The 19409-nt window shown below is 73.1% G+C and carries 15 protein-coding genes; 8 read left to right on the top strand and 7 right to left on the bottom strand.

Annotated elements, in window-relative coordinates; translation table 11 throughout:
* The first annotated feature begins 3 nt into the window (after positions 1-3).
* Together ACFY3J_RS16470 and ACFY3J_RS16465 are read left to right on the top strand one after the other, a co-directional pair.
* Positions 4-417 carry a cupin domain-containing protein gene (locus ACFY3J_RS16470; protein WP_384177236.1) on the top strand — a complete coding sequence of 138 codons (414 nt, stop codon included), beginning with the start codon at positions 4-6 and terminating at the stop codon, positions 415-417.
* Positions 414-2060, top strand: coding sequence for an amidohydrolase (locus ACFY3J_RS16465; RefSeq protein ID WP_384177234.1), 1647 nt, complete (start codon positions 414-416; stop codon positions 2058-2060). Before ACFY3J_RS16470 ends, ACFY3J_RS16465 begins: the two co-directional genes overlap by 4 nt.
* A 4-nt stretch (positions 2061-2064) precedes the next feature.
* Here the strand turns inward: ACFY3J_RS16465 and ACFY3J_RS16460 are convergent, their stop codons facing one another.
* A complete protein-coding gene (locus tag ACFY3J_RS16460) occupies positions 2065-2697 on the bottom strand; it encodes a hypothetical protein (protein ID WP_390841090.1) in 633 nt (210 codons plus the stop codon).
* A gap of 30 nt (positions 2698-2727) precedes the next feature.
* Positions 2728-3048 (bottom strand): hypothetical protein, encoded by a 321-nt coding sequence (locus ACFY3J_RS16455; RefSeq protein WP_390841089.1) that lies wholly within the window; start codon positions 3046-3048, stop codon positions 2728-2730.
* 389 nt (positions 3049-3437) lie between these two features.
* Here ACFY3J_RS16455 and ACFY3J_RS16450 point away from each other — a divergent pair, with 389 nt between their 5' ends.
* Positions 3438-5828, top strand: coding sequence for a beta-N-acetylglucosaminidase domain-containing protein (locus ACFY3J_RS16450; protein WP_390841088.1), 2391 nt, complete (start codon positions 3438-3440; stop codon positions 5826-5828).
* A gap of 53 nt (positions 5829-5881) precedes the next feature.
* On the opposite strand, the gene ACFY3J_RS16445 is transcribed toward ACFY3J_RS16450, so the two are convergent.
* From ACFY3J_RS16445 to ACFY3J_RS16430, 4 genes are read right to left on the bottom strand one after another with little or no spacing between them, the layout of a single operon-like run.
* Complete coding sequence (locus tag ACFY3J_RS16445) at positions 5882-7111, bottom strand: cytochrome P450 (protein WP_390841087.1); 1230 nt, start codon at positions 7109-7111, stop codon at positions 5882-5884.
* A gap of 32 nt (positions 7112-7143) precedes the next feature.
* The gene (locus tag ACFY3J_RS16440) at positions 7144-8367 is read right to left on the bottom strand and encodes a cytochrome P450 (RefSeq protein WP_384177224.1); all 1224 of its coding nucleotides are present in this window, start codon (positions 8365-8367) and stop codon (positions 7144-7146) included.
* A gap of 56 nt (positions 8368-8423) precedes the next feature.
* Positions 8424-11483: an amino acid adenylation domain-containing protein gene (locus ACFY3J_RS16435; protein ID WP_384177222.1), complete on the bottom strand. Its 3060-nt coding sequence runs from the start codon at positions 11481-11483 to the stop codon at positions 8424-8426.
* 47 nt (positions 11484-11530) lie between these two features.
* Positions 11531-11917, bottom strand: a complete 387-nt coding sequence (locus ACFY3J_RS16430; protein WP_384177220.1) for a pyridoxamine 5'-phosphate oxidase — start codon at positions 11915-11917, stop codon at positions 11531-11533.
* 305 nt (positions 11918-12222) lie between these two features.
* Between ACFY3J_RS16430 and argF the strand changes: the two genes are divergently transcribed.
* A complete protein-coding gene (gene argF / locus ACFY3J_RS16425; protein ID WP_390841085.1) occupies positions 12223-13230 on the top strand; it encodes an ornithine carbamoyltransferase in 1008 nt (335 codons plus the stop codon).
* Positions 13231-13361: 131 nt separating this feature from the next.
* Positions 13362-14810, top strand: coding sequence for an amino acid permease (locus ACFY3J_RS16420; RefSeq protein ID WP_384177216.1), 1449 nt, complete (start codon positions 13362-13364; stop codon positions 14808-14810).
* Here the strand turns inward: ACFY3J_RS16420 and ACFY3J_RS16415 are convergent.
* Positions 14773-15261, bottom strand: coding sequence for an ATP-binding protein (locus tag ACFY3J_RS16415; protein ID WP_384177214.1), 489 nt, complete (start codon positions 15259-15261; stop codon positions 14773-14775). The genes ACFY3J_RS16420 and ACFY3J_RS16415 overlap by 38 nt on opposite strands.
* Positions 15262-15621: 360 nt before the next feature.
* Here ACFY3J_RS16415 and ACFY3J_RS16410 point away from each other — a divergent pair, with 360 nt between their 5' ends.
* From ACFY3J_RS16410 to ACFY3J_RS16400, 3 genes are all read left to right on the top strand, one after another.
* Positions 15622-16449 (top strand): enoyl-CoA hydratase family protein, encoded by an 828-nt coding sequence (locus ACFY3J_RS16410; RefSeq protein WP_384177212.1) that lies wholly within the window; start codon positions 15622-15624, stop codon positions 16447-16449.
* Between the two features lie 6 nt (positions 16450-16455).
* Positions 16456-18735, top strand: coding sequence for a bifunctional salicylyl-CoA 5-hydroxylase/oxidoreductase (locus tag ACFY3J_RS16405; protein WP_390841084.1), 2280 nt, complete (start codon positions 16456-16458; stop codon positions 18733-18735).
* Between the two features lie 332 nt (positions 18736-19067).
* Positions 19068-19409 (top strand): transposase (locus ACFY3J_RS16400; protein ID WP_390841083.1); only part of this gene is annotated, 342 nt, incomplete at its 3' end.

Below are 19409 nucleotides of genomic sequence, written 5' to 3'. Positions count from 1 at the left end.
CCGATGGAAACCGCCGGCGCTACCGCCACCACCGCCACCACCGCCAGCACCCTCGTCCCCGCCGTCGCCTTCCTCGCCGACGCGGCGAGCGCCGACCTGCCCCCGGCGACGCCCAAGCCGACCAGCACCACCGGCCAGCGGGAGACCACCCGCACCCTGTGGCAGTCCCCCGACGGACTGGTCGAGGTCGGCGTCTGGGAGTGCGACCCCGGCCACTTCACCGCCACCCGCGAGGGCTACGACGAGGTCTGCCAGGTGCTGACCGGATCCGCCACCGTCCGTACCGAGGGCGGTGAGGACGTCGAGCTGGGTCCCGGCGCCACCCTGGCGATGCCGGCCGGCTGGCGCGGCACCTGGCAGGTCCACGAGACCCTCCGCAAGGTGTACGTGGTGCGCACCCACGGGACCGGCGCATGACCCTCGTCCTGCACGGCGGCCGGGTGTGGACCGGCGATCCGCGGCGCCCGCACGCGACGGCCGTCGCCGTGGCCGGCGGCCGGATCACGGCCGTCGGCACCGACGCCGAGGTGCGCCGGGCCGCCGGCCGCCCGTCCGAGATGTTCGACCTGGCCGGCCGGACCGTGGTGCCCGGCCTCCAGGACGCGCACATCCACCCGGTCTGGGGCGCCCTGGAGGCGCTGCGCTGCGACCTCACCGGCGCCACCGACGCCGAGGGCTGCCTCACGGCCGTCCGGGAGTACGCGGCCGCCCACCCCGGCCGGCCGTGGATCCTCGGCGGCGGCTGGAGCATGGACTGCTTCCCCGGCGGCTGGCCCACCCGGGAGCCGCTGGACGCGGCCGTGCCGGACCGGCCGGTGTTCCTGCCCAACGCCGACCACCACTCGGCGTGGGTCAACTCGGTGGCGCTGGAGCGCGCCGGGATCGACGCGGCCACCCCCGACCCGCCGGCCGGGCGGATCGAGCGCGACGCGGCCGGCCGGCCCACCGGGGTGCTGCACGAGAGCGCCATGGACCTGGTGGCCCGGTTGCTCCCGCCGGACACCGTCGAGGACCAGCTCGCGGCGCTGAGCCACGCGCAGGCCCACCTCTTCCGGTACGGCGTCACCGGCTGGCAGGACGCCATCGTCGGCGCGTACGGCGGGGCCGGCGACACGCTCGCCGCCTACCGGCGGGCCGACGCGGAGGGACTGCTGAAGGCCCGGGTCACCGGCGCCCTGTGGTGGGACCGCGACCGCGGCCCGGAACAGCTCGACGACCTGGTGGCGCGGCGCGGCGAGCCCGGCCGCCGCTTCCGGGCCGGTGCCGTGAAGGTGATGCAGGACGGCGTCCTGGAGAACGGCACCGGAGCCCTGCTGGAGCCGTACCTGGACTCCTGCGGGTGCGCCACCGGCAACCTCGGCCACTCCAACGTGCCGGCCGCGCTGCTCGCCGAGGCGGTGACCCGTCTGGACGCCGCCGGCTTCCAGGTGCACTTCCACGCGATCGGCGACCGGGCGGTGCGCGAGTGCCTCGACGCGGTCGAGGCCGCGGCCGCTGCCAACGGAGCGCGCGAGCGGCGCCACCACATCGCCCATGTGCAGCTGGTCGACGACGCGGACATCGGCCGCTTCGCCGCGCTGGGGGTGACGGCCAACGTCCAGTCGCTGTGGGCGACCCACCACCAGCAGACCGACGAGCTGACCAATCCGCTGCTGGGCGAGGGGCGGGCCGGCCGGCAGTACCCCTTCCGCCGGCTCCTGGACAGTGGCGCCCGGCTCGCCGGGGGCAGCGACTGGCCGGTCACCACGGCCGACCCGTGGCAGGCCATGCACGTCGCCGTGCACCGCACCGAACCGCCCGGCTCGGCGCACACCGGATGGCCGGGCGCCGACCGCCCGTTCGTGCCGCACGAACGGCTGGAGCTGACCGACATCCTGCGTGCCTACACGGCCGGCTCGGCCTGGGTGAACGGCAACGACGACGAAGTCGGCCTGCTGCGCGAGGACATGGCCGCCGACCTCGCCGTCCTCGACCGGGACCTCTTCGCCCCGGACACGGACGTGTCCGGCACCCGGTCGGTGCTCACCCTGGTCGCGGGGGAGGTGGTCCACGCCGAGTGAGTGGTCAGGCGGCGGAGTGGGTGATGGTGCCGGTGTACTGGCCGACGGCCGCGTTGGCGGGCACGGTGATGACCACGGTCGGGTCCCAGCTGCAGCTCTCGTTGCCGTTCGGCCCGGAATAGGAGAACGCCGTGCGCGGCGCGCTCAGCGTGACCTGGTTGCCGGCACTGCTCTGTCCGGGCCGGCACGTTCCAGGGGACGATTCGCCGGTGGTGGGCCCCGACCAGTACGCGATGTCGCTGGTGGGGATCGTGCCGCCGGTGGTGGTCAGTGCCGTGGCGGTCACGGTGACGCTCCACTGGGTCTCCTGGTGGCCGGTGACGGTGACGGTGCCCAGCTGCGCGCTGTGCGTGCTGCCGGGCGAGCCCGCGCCCAGGTTGGCGGAGACCGGCACGCTGATCGTCAGGTCCGCGACTGCCCGGGCACGGGTGGGGGGCGGCTTCGCCCCCGGCGAGGCCGGGGACGCGTCCGGCGACCTCTGCGCGGTGGTCGTGGCGGGGGATCCCGGTCCCGTCGCCGTCGCGCTTGGCGCGCCGGGGCTCTCCACGGACGTGGTCGGCGCGGAGGCCGAGGGCGACGGGGTGGGCTGGACGACCGCCGTGAGCAGGGCGGTGGCGAGCAGGATACGAGTGTGCACGGATGTCCGTCGGTGCTGTGGCGTATGTGGTCAGGAGGGGGTGTTCCGGCCGCGTCTGCGCAGGCCGAGCGCCGCGAGGGCGGCGCCGCCCCCGGCCCAGACCACGCGGTGGGAACCGACGGAGGCGATCATCGCCTGCACCGGCCGCCCGTCTCCTGCGTCGGGGAAGGAGAGGCGCCCGGTGGCGGTGTGCTCAAGGAGCCCGCTGCGCAGGGTGACGTCCGCCTTCCACGGTCCTTTGGGGATGCTGGTGCCGAGGATGAAGGTGATCTCCCCGGTTTCGCCGCCCGGACGCCCGTAGGCGCCCTCGTGGCGCGTACACGGACACCCGCATGTATCAATCCAGCGCACCGACTTGTCCCTCGCGTCGCGCCGCGGAGCGCGCCGCGCGTACTTGGAATCGGGGTTCCGACCTGGGGTGCAAGGCACTTCCGGCGGACGACTCGGTGCGAGTGGTCTAGACAACATCTGGTTGCCTGTGCGAGCGTGACGCCCGCAAGTCATCGTCCACTGCGGTTCCGGTGAGTGCTGCCCCGGAGAGGAGTGAGGAGGCTCGATCTGTCGTGCGCCGGCGCGGCCGGCGGTCAACCCGCCTGTCTCACCGCGCTGTTGAGCACCACCGGGAACGCCGTCCAGGCCACCCGTGCGGCAAGGCCGTCCCCAGGCGCGCCGGCAGGACCGGCGGCGCCGACGAAGGCTGCCGCCAACGGTGGCTCCGCTCCGAGGAATTGGACGCATCCATGAAGAAACGCCGTTCGCTGCTCACTTCTTGCCTCCTGGCCGCCGGACTGACGGCCGGAACCCTCGCACTGGTCCCGCAGGCCCACGCCGAACCCGCTCCCGCGCCGGGGCAGGGGCTGCCCGCCGTCTCACCCGTCCCGCAGTCCCTCTCCCGTGCCGGGGCCGACGCCAACGTCACCGGGCGGGTGGTCGTCGTCGCCGACGACGGCACGGACACCGCCGCCCGGGACCGTCTCGTGCGCGAGCTGCGGGCCCACGGTGCCGACCGCGTCGACGTCGTCACCCCGGACCGGGCCGTCCCCGCGGGACTGCTCACCGTACGCCTCGGTCCCGCCACCAGACCCGACATCGCCAAGGCGCTCGGCGACACCCGCGTCCCCCAGCACGCGGAGGGCTACGCGCTGCGGGTCGGCACGGGCGAGACGCAGCGCCAGGTTGCGCTCGGCGGCGCGGACGCGGCCGGGCAGTTCTACGCCGTGCAGACCCTGCGGCAGCTGTTCGTCCGCAGCGACGACGGCTGGCGTGTCGCGGGCGTGGAGGTCAGTGACTACCCGTCGATGCCGCTGCGGGGCACCATAGAAGGCTTCTACGGTGAGCCGTGGTCCGCCGCCGAGCGGCTGGACCAGATGGACTTCTACGGCGACGTCAAGGCCAACACCTACGTCTACGCACCCAAGGACGACCCGTACCACAGGGACAAGTGGCGCGAGGCGTATCCGGCCGACAAACTCGCCGAGCTGGGGACCCTGGTGCGGCGCGCGAGCGCCAACCACGTCCGGTTCACCTTCGCCGTGTCCCCGGGCGGGTCCATCTGCTACTCCGACCCGGCGGACCGCGCGGCGCTCAAGGCGAAGCTCCAGGCGGTGTACGACCTGGGCGGGCGGGCCTTCTCCATCCCGCTGGACGACATCAGTTACACCCGGTGGAACTGCGACGGCGACCGGGAGAAGTTCGGCGCACCGGGCCAGGCAGCCGCCGCCAGGGCGCAGGTGGACCTCCTCAACGACGTCCAGCGCACCTTCGTGGACACCCACGAGGGCACCCAGGCCCTTCAGATGGTGCCCACCGAGTACGGCGACCTGACCGACACCGCGTACAAGCAGACCATGCGGGCCACGCTGGACCCGAAGGTCGTCGTGATGTGGACCGGGACCGACGTCGTCCCGCCCTCCATCACCAACAGCCAGGCGGACGCGGTGTCGAAGCTGTTCGGCCGGAAGGTCTTCGTCTGGGACAACTATCCCGTCAACGACTTCGGCAACACCCGGGGGCGGCTCCTGCTCGCGCCCTACGACAAGCGGGAGGCGGGGCTCGGCGACCATCTCAGCGGCATTGTCGCCAACCCCATGAACCAGCCCTACGCCAGCAAGGTCGCGGTGTTCGGAACCGCCGACTTCACCTGGAACGACCGGGCCTACGACGCGGCGTCGAACTGGCCCCGCGCCCTGTCCTACCTCGCCGGGGGCGACCGCGCGGCCACCGGGGCACTGGCCGTCTTCGCCGATCTGAACCACCTCGCCCCCACTTTCGGCGCGAGGCCGTGGCAGCCGCAGGCCCCGGCGCTCGACGCCCGAGTCCAGCGGTTCTGGCAGGAGTGGGACGCGGGCCGGCGCACCGCGGCACTGGCCGAGCTGCGCGAGTACGCCGCCGCCATCGCCGACGCGCCCGCCGTCATACGCGGGGGAGCGGTGCAGGCGGGCTTCGTGGCCGACGCGGAGCCCTGGCTGAAGGCGACGGAGCAGTGGGGGCGGGCGGCCGTCGCCATGGCCGACGCGCTCGCGGCCCGGCAGGCGGGCGACGCGGACCGTGCGCAGCAACTGCTCACCACCTCCCGCGACCTCCAGCGCAAGGCGGCGGCCGTACGGGTGGAACCGGCCCGCAACACCTGGGGCAGCGTCCAGCCGAAGATCGGTGACGGCGTCCTGGACGCCTTCCTCGTCCAGGCCGATGTGCGCCTCGGCCTGTGGGACGTGGCGGGCGGCACGGAGAACCTGGCACCGGCGGGCACCGCGACCGCGTCCAGCGTGGAGCAGGACCTGGACCGGCTGGCCGCCCGGTACATCAACGATGGTGACATGGGCACCCGTTGGGCCTCCGGCTACCAGGACGACGCCTGGGCGCAGATCAAGCTCGCCGCACCCGCGAAGGTCGCGGCCGTGACCCTCGCCTGGGAATCCGCGTGCGCCGAGCGGTACCGGCTGGAGACCTCCGCGGACGGTGTCAACTGGACCACCGCCGCGACCATGGCCCCGGCCGAGTGCGGAACCGACGTCATCCGGCTGACGGGCGACGAGCCGGTGTCCTACATCCGGATGCAGGGCGTCAAGCGCCGCACGACCTGGGGGTACTCCATCTACGAGATGGCCGTCTACGGCAAGCCGGTGGCCTGAGCCGGCCGACCGCGGGTGACTTCGGCAAGGAGCCGCTCATCAGTTGGCGGCGCTCACCAGTGGACCGGGAGGGTGAGCGGTGACTTGCTCGGTGACTCGTCCTCCCAGATGGGTTGGTGGCCCTCGGCCAGGCGCAGGTTCGGGAGGCGGTCGAACAGGGCCTCCAGGCACACGGTCATCTGGGCGCGTGCCAGGTGGGAGCCGATGCAGTTGTGCGCCCCTCGGCCGAAGGTGAGATGGGGGTTGTCCGCGCGGCACAGGTCGAGCCGGTCGGCGTCGGTGAACACGTGCTCGTCGCGGTTGGCCGCGGCGAGCACGGGCAGCACGGCGTCGCCGGCTCGGATGGTCCGGCCGTGCAACTCGACGTCCTCGACGGCCTGGAGGACGACGACGCCGTTCATCACCGGGACATACCGCAGGAGTTCCTCCACCGCGCCCGGCATGAGGTCGCGGTGGTCGCGCAGGCGTGCGTACGCGCCGGGCAGGGTCAGCAGGGTCAGCACGGCGTCGGCCAGGAACATGGTGCTCGTGCGGTAGCCGGCGACCAGCATGGACAGCCCGAAGTTCACCGCGCTCTCGTGGTCCAGAGCGCCGCGCTCGCACTCGTCGACGAGCCGGGTGAGCATGTCGTCGCCGGGCTCGCGCCGCTTCCGGGCGAGCAACGAGGTGATGTACTCGCGCAGTTGGGAGGTGGCCTCGCGGCCCTCCTCCAGCGTGAGGATGGCCCCGAGCGCGGCGTCCGCCCTGGGCAGGAAGTAGTCGCTGTCCTCGTAGGGGATGCCGACGAGATCGCACATCACCATGACGGGGAAGGGCTCGAGGAACCGGACGACCAGGTCGCCGGGCTGGTCGCTGCCGACGAACGGATCCAGCAGCCGGTCGGCCGACCGCCGGATGCGCGGCAACCGGCTCCGCACGGACCGGACGCTGAACGGCTCGCTCAGGGCCCGGCGCAGGGCGGCGTGCCGGGGGCCCTCCAGTTCCATCATCGTGACCAGGCCCGGTTCGTCACCGGGGACATGGCCGGGGCGGGGCGGCCAGTCGGTGATGCTCGGCCTGATCAGCCGGGCGTCGGCGATCAGTTCCTTGACGTCGTCGTAGCGGGTGGCGTACCAGGCGGTGGCACCGATCGGCAGCCTGACCCTGGCCAGGGGGCACTCCCGGCGCAGCCGGCCGTACTCCTCGGGCGGACCCATGGTGCCCGGCGGCGGGAGGGGCAGATCGATAACGGGCACGTCGGGCACGACGGGCACGTCGACGGCGGGTTCCGGCGTGGTGTCCACGGGTGGACCTCCCCTGGTGCCTGCGGGTCGGATCACCAGCCGACCGGGAGGGTCAGCGGTGACTTGGTGACGGACTGGTCGTCCCAGAGGGGTTCCTGCCCCTCGGCGGGACGCAGTTGTGGGAAGCGGTCGAGCAATGCCTCCAGTCCGACGGTCAGTTCGGCGCGAGCCAGGTGCGCGCCGACGCAGTTGTGGGTCCCCCGGCCGAAGGTGAGGTGGGGGTTGTCCGCGCGACACAGGTCGAGCCGGGCGGCGTCGGCGAATACGCTCCCGTCGCGGTTGGCGGAGGCCAGCACCGGGATGACGGCGTCGCCGGCTCGGATGGTCTGCCCGCCCACCTCGACGTCCTCGGTGGCCAGCAGCAGCACGGTGCCGTTCATCACCGGCATGTACCGCAGGAGTTCCTCCACCGCGCCCGGCATCAGGTCGCGGTGGTCGCGCAGGCGGGCCCACTGGTCCGGCCGGTGCAGCAGGGCGTGCACCGAGTCGGCCAGGAAGAAGCCGCTGATGCCGAAGCCGACCGTGAGCATGGACAGCCCGAAGGCCGTCACCTCCTCGTCGGTCAGCGTCCCGTCCTCGCACTGGCGGACCAGCAGGGTCAGGACGTCGTCGCCGGGCCGGCTCCGCTTCCGCGCGATCAGCTCGGTCACGTACGCGCGCAGCAGGTCGGTGACCCTGCGCCCCTCCTCGGCGGTCACCATGCCGTCGAGGGCCGAGTCCAGGACCGGCAGGAACCAGTCCCGGTCCCCGGAGGGGATGCCCACCAGGTCGCACAGCACGAGCAGCGGGAACGGCTCGGTGAACCCGGCCACCAGGTCTCCGGGAGGGCCGCCCTCCGCGAACTCCTCCAGCAGCCGGTCGGCGAGTTCGCGGATGCGCGGCAGCCGCTCCCGGACGGCTCCGGAGCTGAACGCCGAGGCCACGGACCTGCGCAGCGCCAGGTGCCGGGGGCCGTCCAGTTCCGCCATGGTGACCAGGCGGGGTCCCTCGTCGGCGGCCGGGCCGGGACGGGGCGGCCAGTCGTTGATGGTCGGCCTGATCAGCCGGGGGTCGGCGAGCAGCGCCCGGACGTCCTCGTACCGGGTGACGTACCAGGCGGTCGCGTCCATCAGCAGCCCGACCCTGGCCACGGGACGGCTCTCGCGCAGCCGCGCGCACGTCTCGGGCGGCCCCATGGTGCCCGGCGGCGGGAGAGGGAAGTCCAGGACGTCCGCCTCGGGGCCGGGTGCCTGCGCGCCGGGTGGGGATGGGGTCATGCTCGCTCCTGTGCTGAGGTGGCGTCGGCCACGGGCGCTCGACCGCAGACGTGCGGCTAGGGGCGCTCGATGTAGCCGGTGGCGTAGAAGTACTCCAGGTAGCGGTCCAGCAGTGCCGCGTCGACGGGCGGGCAGCGCAGCCCCGTGCCGGCCAGGTCACGCTCGACGTTGGCCCGCCCCACGGCCGGGAAGGTGCCCTCGAAGTACATCTCCTTGACGGACATGTCCGCCTGCTTGCAGCGATCCACGCACAGGGAGACGAACGGGGCGGTGGGGCTCGTGGGGTGCCGCGCGACATGGCGGACGAGGTCGTCCACCCACTCCTCGTAGGGGAGCCGCCGGATCCGGTGGCCGCCCGCGTCCATCCGGTCGAGCATGTCGCGCAGGCTCGCCGGGCGGGGGTTGGTCATGTGGTAGGTCCGGTGGTCGGCGCGGTGCGCGGTGGCGATGTGCACCACCGCCTCGGTGAGGAAGTCCACCGGGACGAAGTCCAGCGGCAGCGGGATGTCGGGGGCCAGCCCGGTCTCGGTGATCGTCTTGAACAGCGAGCAGATCGCGGTGTCGGTGTTGCACGCGCCGGTGCGCCGGTCACCGGTGATCTCGTACGGCCGGTGGACCGCCACCGGCAGGCCCTGGCACGCGGCGTCGCGCAGCACCTCCTCGGCCACCCACTTGCTCTCGGCGTAGCCCATGGTGAGCTGGTCGGCGTGGTCGAGCGGCAGGTCCTCGTCCACGTGCCGTACGCCGGCGGTGCCGAAGCCGGCCAGCACCGCGATGGTGGAGAAGAAGTGCACGGGCACGGCGCGTTCGGCCGCCAGACCTACGAGCTGTCGGGTGCCCTCGACGTTGGCGCGGCGCAACGCCTCGTACGGATAGAGGAAGTTGACCTGTGCGGCGGCGTGGATCACCAGGTCGAGGGCGTCGGCCAGTTCCTCGGCGCGGCCCGGTTCCAGACCGAGGCCGGGCTCGGCGAGGTCCGCCGGGAAGCACTCGACGCGGTCGGCGGCCGTGGTGGCGAGGCCGAACCGGGCCAGGTTCCGCATCACCTTCTGCCGGGCGTGCGCGGCGTCGCGGCCGCGCACCGGGCAGTGCACCCGGGCGTCGGTGCGACGCAGCAGCCGGTCCAGCAGGAAGGCGCCGACGAAGCCGGAGGCGCCGGTGAGCAGCACCTCCCGGGGGTGCCGCCAGTCCGGCTCGGGACCGCGCGGCGGCGGCAGGGTGAAGCCCAGCCGCGCCTCGGCGCGGAAGTCCACGGCCCCGGCGTCGGGGGCGGCCTCGGCCCGCCGTCCCTCGACGGAGGTGAGGGCGGTGACGGCGGCCGCGAAGTCCTCCAGGGTGGGGGAGCGCAGCAGACTGTGGATCAGGGTGCGGCCGTGCCGGGCGTCGAGGCCGAAGGCGGCCAGGGTGCGCGTGACGGTCTCGGCCGCCAGCAGGGAGTCGCCGCCGATGTCGAAGAAGCTGTCCCCGGGCGCCGGGTGCACGCCCAGCACCACCTGCCACACGCGCGCCGCCGACTCCTGAGGACCCGGCACGGGGCGGTGGCCGGGCGCCGGGGCGGTGGCCCCGTCCGCGCCCGCCAGCAGGCGCAGCCTGCGGCGGTCGACCTTGCCCCCCGCGGTCACCGGGAACCGCCCCACCTCCACCAGCCGCGCGGGCACCGCGGCCGCGGGCAGCCATGCCGTGAGCCCGCCGCGGATGCGGTCCAGCGGCAGCGTCCGGCCGGGCCGGGCCGGTGTCACGTACCCGATCAGGCTGTCGCCCTCCAGTTCGACGACGGCCTCGCCGACTGCGTCGTCCGCCCGCAGCCGCGCCTCCACCTCGTCCGGCTCGATGCGGTGCCCGCGCAGCTTGATCTGACGGTCCACCCGCGCCCGGTACTCCAGTACGCCGTCCGCGCGCCGGACCACCCGGTCACCGGTGCGGTAGAGCCGCGTGCCGGGCTCGAAGCGGTTGTCGACGAAGCGTTCGGCGGTCAGCTCGGGGTCGCCGAGGTACCCCAGCGCGAGCCCGTCCCCGCCGACGAGGAGTTCGCCCTCCTCACCGGCGTCCGCGAGCGTGCCGTCCGCCCGCAGCACGTAGCAGGTGGAGTTCTCCAGCGGCCGGCCGATCGGCACCGCCGTCGCCTCGGGAGGCAGACCGTCCACCAGGTGCGCGGTGGAGACCACGCTGTTCTCGGTCGGACCGTAGAAGTTGACCACGGTGGTGTCCGGGCAGGCCGCCAGGATCGCGCGGGCCAGCTCCGGGTCCATCGCCTCGCCGCCGGCCGAGGCGAACCGCAGGGACCGCAGTGCCGACGGCCGGGTGCGCCCGATGTGGTGGAACACCCCGGTGGTCAGGTAGGCGATGCTGACCCGCTCGGACAGCAGCCGGGACTCCAGGGCGGCCGGTGACAGCAACTCCTCCTGATCGGCGATCACCACGCAGGCCCCGGCGAGCAGCGTGGACCAGATCTCGATCGTGGAGGCGTCCGAGGAGAGGCCGTAGGCGTGCAGCACCCGCTCACCGGGGCGCGGCCGCTGCCACACCAGATCGGAGGCGGCCAGCCGGACCACGCCGCAGTGCGGGACCGCCACGGGTTTGGGACGGCCGGTCGAGCCGGAGGTGAACATCACGTAGGCGCAGTCCCCGGGCAGTACCCCGGTCCGCGGGAGCGCGGCCGGCGCGGCCGGCGCCGACCCGTCCAGGGCGATGCGGGTCCGTACCCGCCGGATGCGGCAGACACTGCCGGGCAGCGTCACCACGGTGTGCACCCCGGCGTCCTCCGCCATCGCCTGGAGCCGTCCGGGTGGGGAGGCGTCGTCGAGCGGGACGTACGCCGCACCGGTCTTGAGGATGCCCAGAAAGGCGACCAGGGCTTCCAGGGACCGGCTCCCGCACACACCGACCCCGTCACCGCGCCGCACCCCGGAGCCGAGCAGCCGCGCGGCCAGCGCGTCGGAGCGGTCCTTCAGCTCGCCGTAGCTCATGCTGCGGCCGTGCTGTACGGAGGCGGTCGCCCGGGGGCGCAGCGCGGCCCGGGAGTCGAACAGCTCGTGCAGACAGCGATCGTGCGGGTACCACAGCGTGCCCGCGTTCCACGCCGGCGCCACCGGAGGCGTCATCGGGTCAGTGACCATGGGATGTCCCGTCTGTGCTGCACGTGGAGCACCTGCCGCACGGAGGACTAGGTGTCGAACTCCGCGGCGAAGGCGGAGAAGTCGGCCGTCCTCCACCTCTCGGGCCGCATGCGGATGAGGATGTCGTCGGCCAGTTGCTCCTGGTTGGCCGCCAGGTACGCCGTCGCGGCGTCCGCGTCCAGGTACCGGTGGGCCAGCGCCTCGTGCTCGGCCGGGGGCACCGGATCCTCGACGCCCACCACCGGCCCCTCCACGCTCACATAGCGGTACGGGGCCGATTCGTCCTGCACGCAGAGGCTGAACCGCCCGGCGTCGCGGACGAGGCGGGCCTTCAGCGCCTGCCGCCCGGTCTCGATCGCCACCAGCCCGCCGGGGCGGTAGGAGTACCAGAGCGGAACCAGCAACGGCCCACCGCCGTTCCGAGGATCGGTCACCCCCAGGATTCCCACGTGGAGGCCGGCAAGGAATTCTTCCCGGTCTTCGACCGACATCCTGAGATCCACGGGTACCACCTCGATCGGGCAGAGAATCCCGCAGGGCATCCTCGGGCGACGCGGAGGCCCGCGCGGGTCCCGGCGGCTGAGCTGACACAGGAGGCCGAGACGGGCCCCGACTTCCAGAGTTCAACAGACCCGGGCGGTTCGCATCCCGGACCCCGGCGAGGTCCTGTATATAAATGTGGAACATCGTATAGACTTCCATAGTCCGCACTCGTCCCACCGTCCCCAGGAGCTCCCCGATGGTGCACGTCCCGACCGGTTTCACCGGCCGCCACTTCCTCAAGGAGCTGGACTTCACCGAGGAGGAGTTCCGCGGCCTGGTCGGGCTGGCCGCCGAGCTGAAGGCCGCCAAGCGGGCCGGGACCGAGACGCCGTACCTGCGGGGCCGCAACATCGCCCTGATCTTCGAGAAGACCTCGACGCGCACCCGCTGCGCGTTCGAGGTCGCCGCCGCCGACCAGGGCGCCTCGACGACGTATCTCGATCCGTCCGGGTCGCAGATGGGGCACAAGGAGTCCGTGAAGGACACCGCCCGAGTCCTCGGCCGGATGTTCGACGCGATCGAGTACCGGGGCGACAGCCAGGACGCCGTCGAGGAACTCGCCGCGCACGCCGGCGTCCCCGTCTACAACGGGCTCACCGACGACTGGCACCCCACGCAGATGCTCGCCGACGTGCTCACCATGACCGAGCACTGCGCCAAGCCGCTGCGCGAGACCGCCTTCGCCTACCTCGGCGACGCCCGCTTCAACATGGGCAACTCCTACCTGGTCACCGGCGCCCTGCTCGGCATGGACGTACGGCTCGTCGCCCCCAAGAGCCACTGGCCCGCCCAGGGGATCGTCGACCGGGCCCGCGAGCTGGCCGCCTCCAGCGGTGCGCGCATCACCCTCACCGAGTCCCTGGAGGAGGGAGTGCGCGGCGCCGACTTCGTCGCCACCGACGTCTGGGTCTCCATGGGGGAGCCCAAGGAGGTCTGGGACGAGCGGATCGAGGCCCTGGCCCCGTACGCCGTGACGATGGACGTGCTGCGCGCCACCGGCAACCCGGACGTGAAGTTCCTGCACTGCCTGCCGGCCTTCCACGACCTCGGCACCGAGGTCGGCCGCGGGATCCACGAGCGACACGGCCGCACCTTCCTGGAGGTGACCGACGAGGTCTTCGAGTCGGCCCACTCGGTCGTCTTCGACGAGGCGGAGAACCGTCTGCACACCATCAAGGCGATCATGGTCGCCACCCTGGCCTGACCGGCCGCCCACAGGACCCGCGGCCCGGAGCCACCCCTTCCGCCGCCGTAACGCGACCTCCCCCCAGCTCCCACAGGCAGGGGGCATCCCCGAGGCCGCCCCGCACCACCAGAAACGAGCACCACCCCCGCATGTCCGCTCCCCGCATCAAGTCCCCGGCCCTCCTCGTCGCCGAGTCCGGCGCCGACCGCGCGGGCCACGGCCTCAAGCGCACGATGGGCCTGTTCCAGCTCGTCTGCTTCGGCATCGGCGCGATCGTCGGCACCGGCATCTTCGTCGGCCTGTCCGACTCGGTCGCCCAGGCCGGTCCCGCCGTCGTCGTCTCCTTCGTCCTGGCCGCGATCACCTGCGTGTTCACCGCCTTCTCCTTCGCCGAGCTGGGCGGCGCGATCCCCGTCTCCGGGTCGTCGTACTCCTTCGCGTACGCGGGCCTCGGCGAGACCACCGCCTTCCTGGTCGGCTGGTGCCTGCTGCTGGAGTACGGCATCTCCATCTCCGCGGTCGCCGTCGGCTGGAGCCAGTACGTCAACGAACTGCTGCACAGCCTCACCGGATGGCAGCTCCCGGCCGCCCTCTCCGCCGGCCCCGGCGACGGCGGGATCGTCAACCTGCCGGCCGTCCTCGTCATCGCCATGGCCTGCGTGCTGCTGGTGCGCGGAGTGCGCGAGAGCGCCCGGGCGACCGCCGCGATGGCCGTGCTCAAGCTCGTCATCCTCGTCGCCTTCTGCGCCATCGGGTTCTCCGCCTTCAAGCACGGCAACCTCACCCCGTTCTCGCCCGCCGGACTCGGCGGCATCGGCGCGGGCACCACGGCCGCGTTCTTCTCCTACATCGGCTTCGACGCGATCACCACCGCCGGCGAGGAGGCCAGGAACCCGCGCCGGGACATCCCGGTCGCGATCCTCGTCTGCATCGGCCTGGTCACCCTGCTGTACTGCGCGGTCGCGCTCGCCGCGACCGGTGCCATCGGCGGCGACCAGGTCGGCGGCCGGCCCGCGGCGCTGTCGTACGTCGTCAACACGGTCACCGGCTCCTCGGTCGGCGGCGCCGTCATCGCCTTCGGCGCGGTCGTCGCCATCGCCTCCGTGGTGCTGACCGTGACGTACGCCCAGTCCCGCATCCTGATGTCGATGTCCCGCGACGGGCTCGTGCCGCCCGTCCTCCAGAAGGTCTCGCCGCGCACCTCGGTGCCCGTCGCCGGCACCCTGATCGTCGGCGTGGTCTTCGCGGTCCCCGCGGCGTTCGCGTCGCTGGACGTCGTGGTCAACCTGTGCACCATCGGCACGCTCGCCATCATGGGTGTCGTCAACATCGCCGTGATCACGCTGCGCCGCCGCGAGCCGGGCCTCGCCCGCACCTTCCGGGTGCCGCTCTACCCGGTGCTGCCGGTGCTCGGCGTCGGCTGCTCCCTGTACCTGATGTACGAGACCGGCTGGACCACCTGGCTCCAGTTCGCCGGCTTCCTCGTGGCCGGGCTGCTCGTGTACGTGGGCTACGGACGCCGGCACTCCCGGCTGGCGGCGCGGGCCGGGGCCGCGGAGGTCACGCCGGGCGCAGCCGAGGCGGAACGGACAGCCTGAACCACACCGCCTTGCCCGACGCGGTCGGGCGGTGCCCGCAGGCGGAGCTGAGGGCGCGGATCAGCAACAGGCCGCGCCCGTGCTCCTGCCAGGGGTCCGGGGCCGTGAGGCCCGGCCGGGTCAGCCCGCCGGGCGGGTCCGGGTCCGGGTCGTGCACCTCGACGTGGCAGCCGGTCGGCAGCAGCTCCACCACCAGCTCTATCGGACCCCGGCCCGTGGTGTGCTCCACCGCGTTCGCGACGAGCTCCGCGGTGAGCAGCTCCGCGGTGTCGCTGTCGGCCGTGTGCTCCAGCTCGGTCAGCGCCGTACGGACCAGGGCGCGGGCCACCGGCACGGCGGCCGCCGAGTGCGGCAGCGCGACGCGCCAGGACGGAAGGGGCGGCACGAAGTGCCTCCGTGAGGGGCGATGGCCGGGCGACGGGTGGGCAGGGGCTGAAGGGGGTTCGTGCAAGGTGTGTCCGTTCGTGGCGGGGGGCGTCCCGGTGATGACCACCAGGTTGTCCCGCTTTCAACGAGGGGAATGGTACGGGGGCCGTCCGCGGGGACTTCCGGCGGCCTCGTCCTCGGGGCCGCCGGGCCCGGCACGGTCGGCTTACCCCGAGGGACGGCCGTCCTCCCACGGCCGCTCCCGTCGTTACCTCCCTATCGACGAGCCGTGACCAAATGACGGGTACCGGTCACAGTGGCGCGACTGTATCGCGTACTCGTGACGACAGTCATGAATGAGTGATAGCTTCGGTGGGGAGAGCCGTCGAGGCAGAGGCCGGCGCGGCAGCGGTTCGTGGCAGTCCCCCCGAGGAGGCCCTACGTCATGAGTCCCTTCACCGGCTCCACCGACCGCACCTCCCACTGGCGCCATCTGAGCGTCGAGCGCGCCGACGGTGTCGCCACGGTCACCCTCGCCCGCCCCGACAAGCTCAACGCGCTCACCTTCGGCGCCTACGCCGATCTGCGCGACCTGCTCGCCGAACTGTCCCGCGAGCGGGCCGTCCGCGCCCTGGTACTGGCCGGCGAGGGCCGCGGCTTCTGCTCCGGCGGCGACGTGGACGAGATCATCGGCGCCACCCTGAGCATGAACACGGCCGAGCTGCTCGACTTCAACCGGATGACCGGACAGGTCGTGCGGGCCGTACGGGAATGCCCGTTCCCGGTGATCGCGGCGGTGCACGGGGTGGCGGCCGGGGCGGGAGCGGTCCTGGCCCTGGCGGCGGACTTCCGGGTCGCGGACCCCACCGCCCGGTTCGCCTTCCTCTTCACCCGCGTCGGCCTGTCCGGCGGCGACATGGGGGCCGCCTATCTGCTGCCCCGGGTGGTCGGGCTCGGGCACGCCACCCGGCTGCTGATGCTCGGCGAGCCGGTGCGGGCGGCCGAGGCCGAGCGGATCGGCCTGATCAGCCACCTCACCGACGAGGGCAGCGCCGACGAGGCCGCGCGGTCCCTGGCCCGCCGGCTGGCCGACGGCCCCGCCCTCGCCCACGCCCAGACCAAGGCCCTGCTCACCGCCGAACTGGACATGCCCCTGTCCGCCGCGGTCGAACTGGACGCCTCCACCCAGGCCCTGCTGATGAACGGCGAGGACTACGCCGAGTTCCACGCGGCCTTCACCGAGAAGCGACCCCCGAAGTGGCGGGGGAGGTGACCGGGGGTGACCGGTGCCACGAGGGTCGCGGTCATCGGCGGCGGACCCGGCGGCCTGTACGCCGCGGCCCTGCTGAAACGGCTCGACCCGGCCCGTGAGATCACCGTCTGGGAGCGCAACGCGCCCGACGACACCTTCGGGTTCGGCGTCGTGCTCTCCGACGAGACGCTCGGCGGCATCGAACACGCCGACCCGGTGGTGTACGAGGCCCTGCGCCGGGAGTTCGTGCGCTGGGACGACATCGACATCGTGCACCGGGGCACCCGGCACACCTCCGGCGGCCACGGCTTCGCCGCGCTCGGCAGACGGCGCCTGCTGCGGATCCTGCACGAACGCTGCCGCGCGCTCGGCGTCGACCTGCGCTTCCGCACCGAGGCGCCACACCCGGAGCGGCTGTCGCGGACGTACGACCTGGTCATCGCCGCCGACGGCGTGCACAGCACCACCCGCGAGGCCTGCGCCCACGTCTTCCGGCCCCGGGTGACCGGCCACCGCTGCCGTTACATCTGGCTGGCCACCGACTTCGCCCTCGATGCCTTCCGCTTCGAGATCGCCGAGACCGAGCACGGCGTGGCGCAACTGCACGGCTATCCGTACGCGCCGGACGCCTCGACGGTCATCGTCGAGATGCGCGAGGAGGTGTGGCGCGCGGCCGGCTTCGACACCATGGACGAGCAGGAGTCCGTCGAGCGCTGCGCCAAGATCTTCGCGGACGCGCTCGGCGGGCGGCCGCTGCGCTCCAACAAGTCCGCGTGGACCACTTTCCGCACGGTCGTCACCGAGCGCTGGTCGCACGGCAACCTGGTGCTGCTCGGCGACGCCGCCCACACCGCCCACTTCTCCATCGGCTCCGGCACCAAGCTCGCCGTCGAGGACGCCCTCGCGCTCGCCGCCTGCCTGGACGAACAGCCCTCCCTGCCCGAAGCGCTCACCGCCTACGAGGAGGAGCGCAAACCGGTCGTCGCCTCCACCCAGCGCGCGGCCCGGGCCAGCCTGGAGTGGTTCGAGAACCTGGACCGCTACCTCGGCCAGCCGCCCCGCCAGTTCGCCTTCAACCTGCTCACCCGCAGCCGCCGCGTCACCCACGGCAACCTCCGGCTGCGCGACCCCCGCTTCACCGACGCCGTGGAGCGCGAGTTCGGCTGCCCGCCCGGGACACCCCCGATGTTCACCCCGTTCCGGCTGCGCGGACTGACCCTGCGCAACCGGGTCGTCGTCTCGCCCATGGACATGTACTCGGCCACCGACGGCGTTCCCGGCGACTTCCACCTCGTCCACCTGGGCGCCCGGGCCCTCGGCGGCGCGGGCCTGGTGATGACCGAGATGGTCTGCGTCAGCCCCGAGGGCCGGATCACCCCGGGCTGCGCCGGCCTGTGGACCGGACGGCAGGCCGACGCCTGGCGGCGGATCACCGACTTCGTGCACCGGCAGGCCCCGGACACCGCGATCGGCGTGCAGCTCGGCCACAGCGGACGCAAGGGCTCGACCCGGCTGATGTGGGAGGGCATGGACGAGCCGCTGCCGCGGGGCAACTGGCCGCTGGTGGCCGCCTCCCCGCTGCCCTACCGGCCGGACGGCCAGATCCCGCGCCGGCTCACCCGGGCCCAGCTCACCGACATCCGTGAGCAGTTCACCGCCGCCGCCTGGCGTGCCGCCCGGGCCGGCTTCGACCTGCTCGAACTGCACTGCGCCCACGGCTATCTGCTCTCCGGCTTCCTCTCCCCGCTGACCAACCGGCGCACCGACGCCTACGGCGGCTCACTGGACAAGCGCCTGCGCTTCCCGCTGGAGGTCTTCGACGCCGTCCGCGGAGTGTGGCCGGAGGACCGTCCGATGACCGTGCGCGTCTCCGCCACCGACTGGGCCGAGGGCGGTACGACCGCCGCCGAGGCCGTGGAGATCGCCCGTGCCTTCGCCGCGCACGGCGCCGACGCGATCGACGTGTCGACCGGGCAGGTGGTGGCCGACGAACGCCCCGAGTTCGGACGGTCGTACCAGACGCCGTTCGCCGACCGGATCCGCCACGAGGTGGGCGTACCGGTGATCGCGGTCGGCGCGATCTCCTCCTGGGACGACGTCAACTCCCTGATTCTGGCTGGGCGGACGGACCTGTGCGCGCTGGCCCGCCCGCACCTGTACGACCCGCACTGGACCCTGCACGCGGCCGCCGAGCAGGGCTACACGGGCCCGTCCGCCGTCTGGCCGGCGCCCTACCGGGCAGGCAGCCGCCGCCCGCAGACGGGCCGCACGGACGCGCCCAAGCCCCGGCTGGCATTGGGGGGTTGACCGGTGCCTTACCGGGGCGGGTAGCCGCCGTTCGCGGCGGCGGGCCGCGCGGACGCGGCCAAGCTCCGCCTGGCACTGCGCGGTTGACCGGTGCCTTATTGGGCGGGCACCTCGGTGGGCCGCCCGGACGCGGCTAAGCCCGCCTGCGTTGGGTGGTTGACCGGTGGCTCACCGGGGTGGGTGGCTACCGTCCGGGTTGCGTCCTGGGAAGTGGTGTACGGGCTCCCACCTGATCCGGGCGTTTGGCCCGGCGTCGGAGTGAATGTCCGGATATGAGAACGGCCACCGGCTGATCTTTCAAGACGACCAAGTCTTTGAAGGAGATCAGCACGATGACCGCACCCGACAGTCTGCCCCTGCGCGCCCTCTCGGAAGACAATCTCGCCTCGGCGAGTCCGGACCTGCTGCGCGCGATGGTCAAGACGTTCGCCGACGCGCTCATGTCCGCGGAGGCCGACACCCTCTGCAACGCCGAATACGGGCAGGCCAGCGACGAGCGAGTCAACCACCGCAACGGCTATCGCCCGCGCGAGTGGGACACCCGCGCCGGCACGGTCGAGCTCGCCGTCCCCAAGCTGAGGCAGGGCAGCTACTTCCCGCACTGGCTCCTCGAACGCCGCCGCCGGGCCGAGCAGGCCCTGATCTCGGTGGTCGCCACCGCCTACCTCCTCGGC

Source organism: Streptomyces sp. NPDC001231, assembly GCF_042896885.1.
Lineage (GTDB): Bacteria > Actinomycetota > Actinomycetes > Streptomycetales > Streptomycetaceae > Streptomyces.
This window is presented reverse-complemented; position numbering and strand designations above follow the sequence as displayed.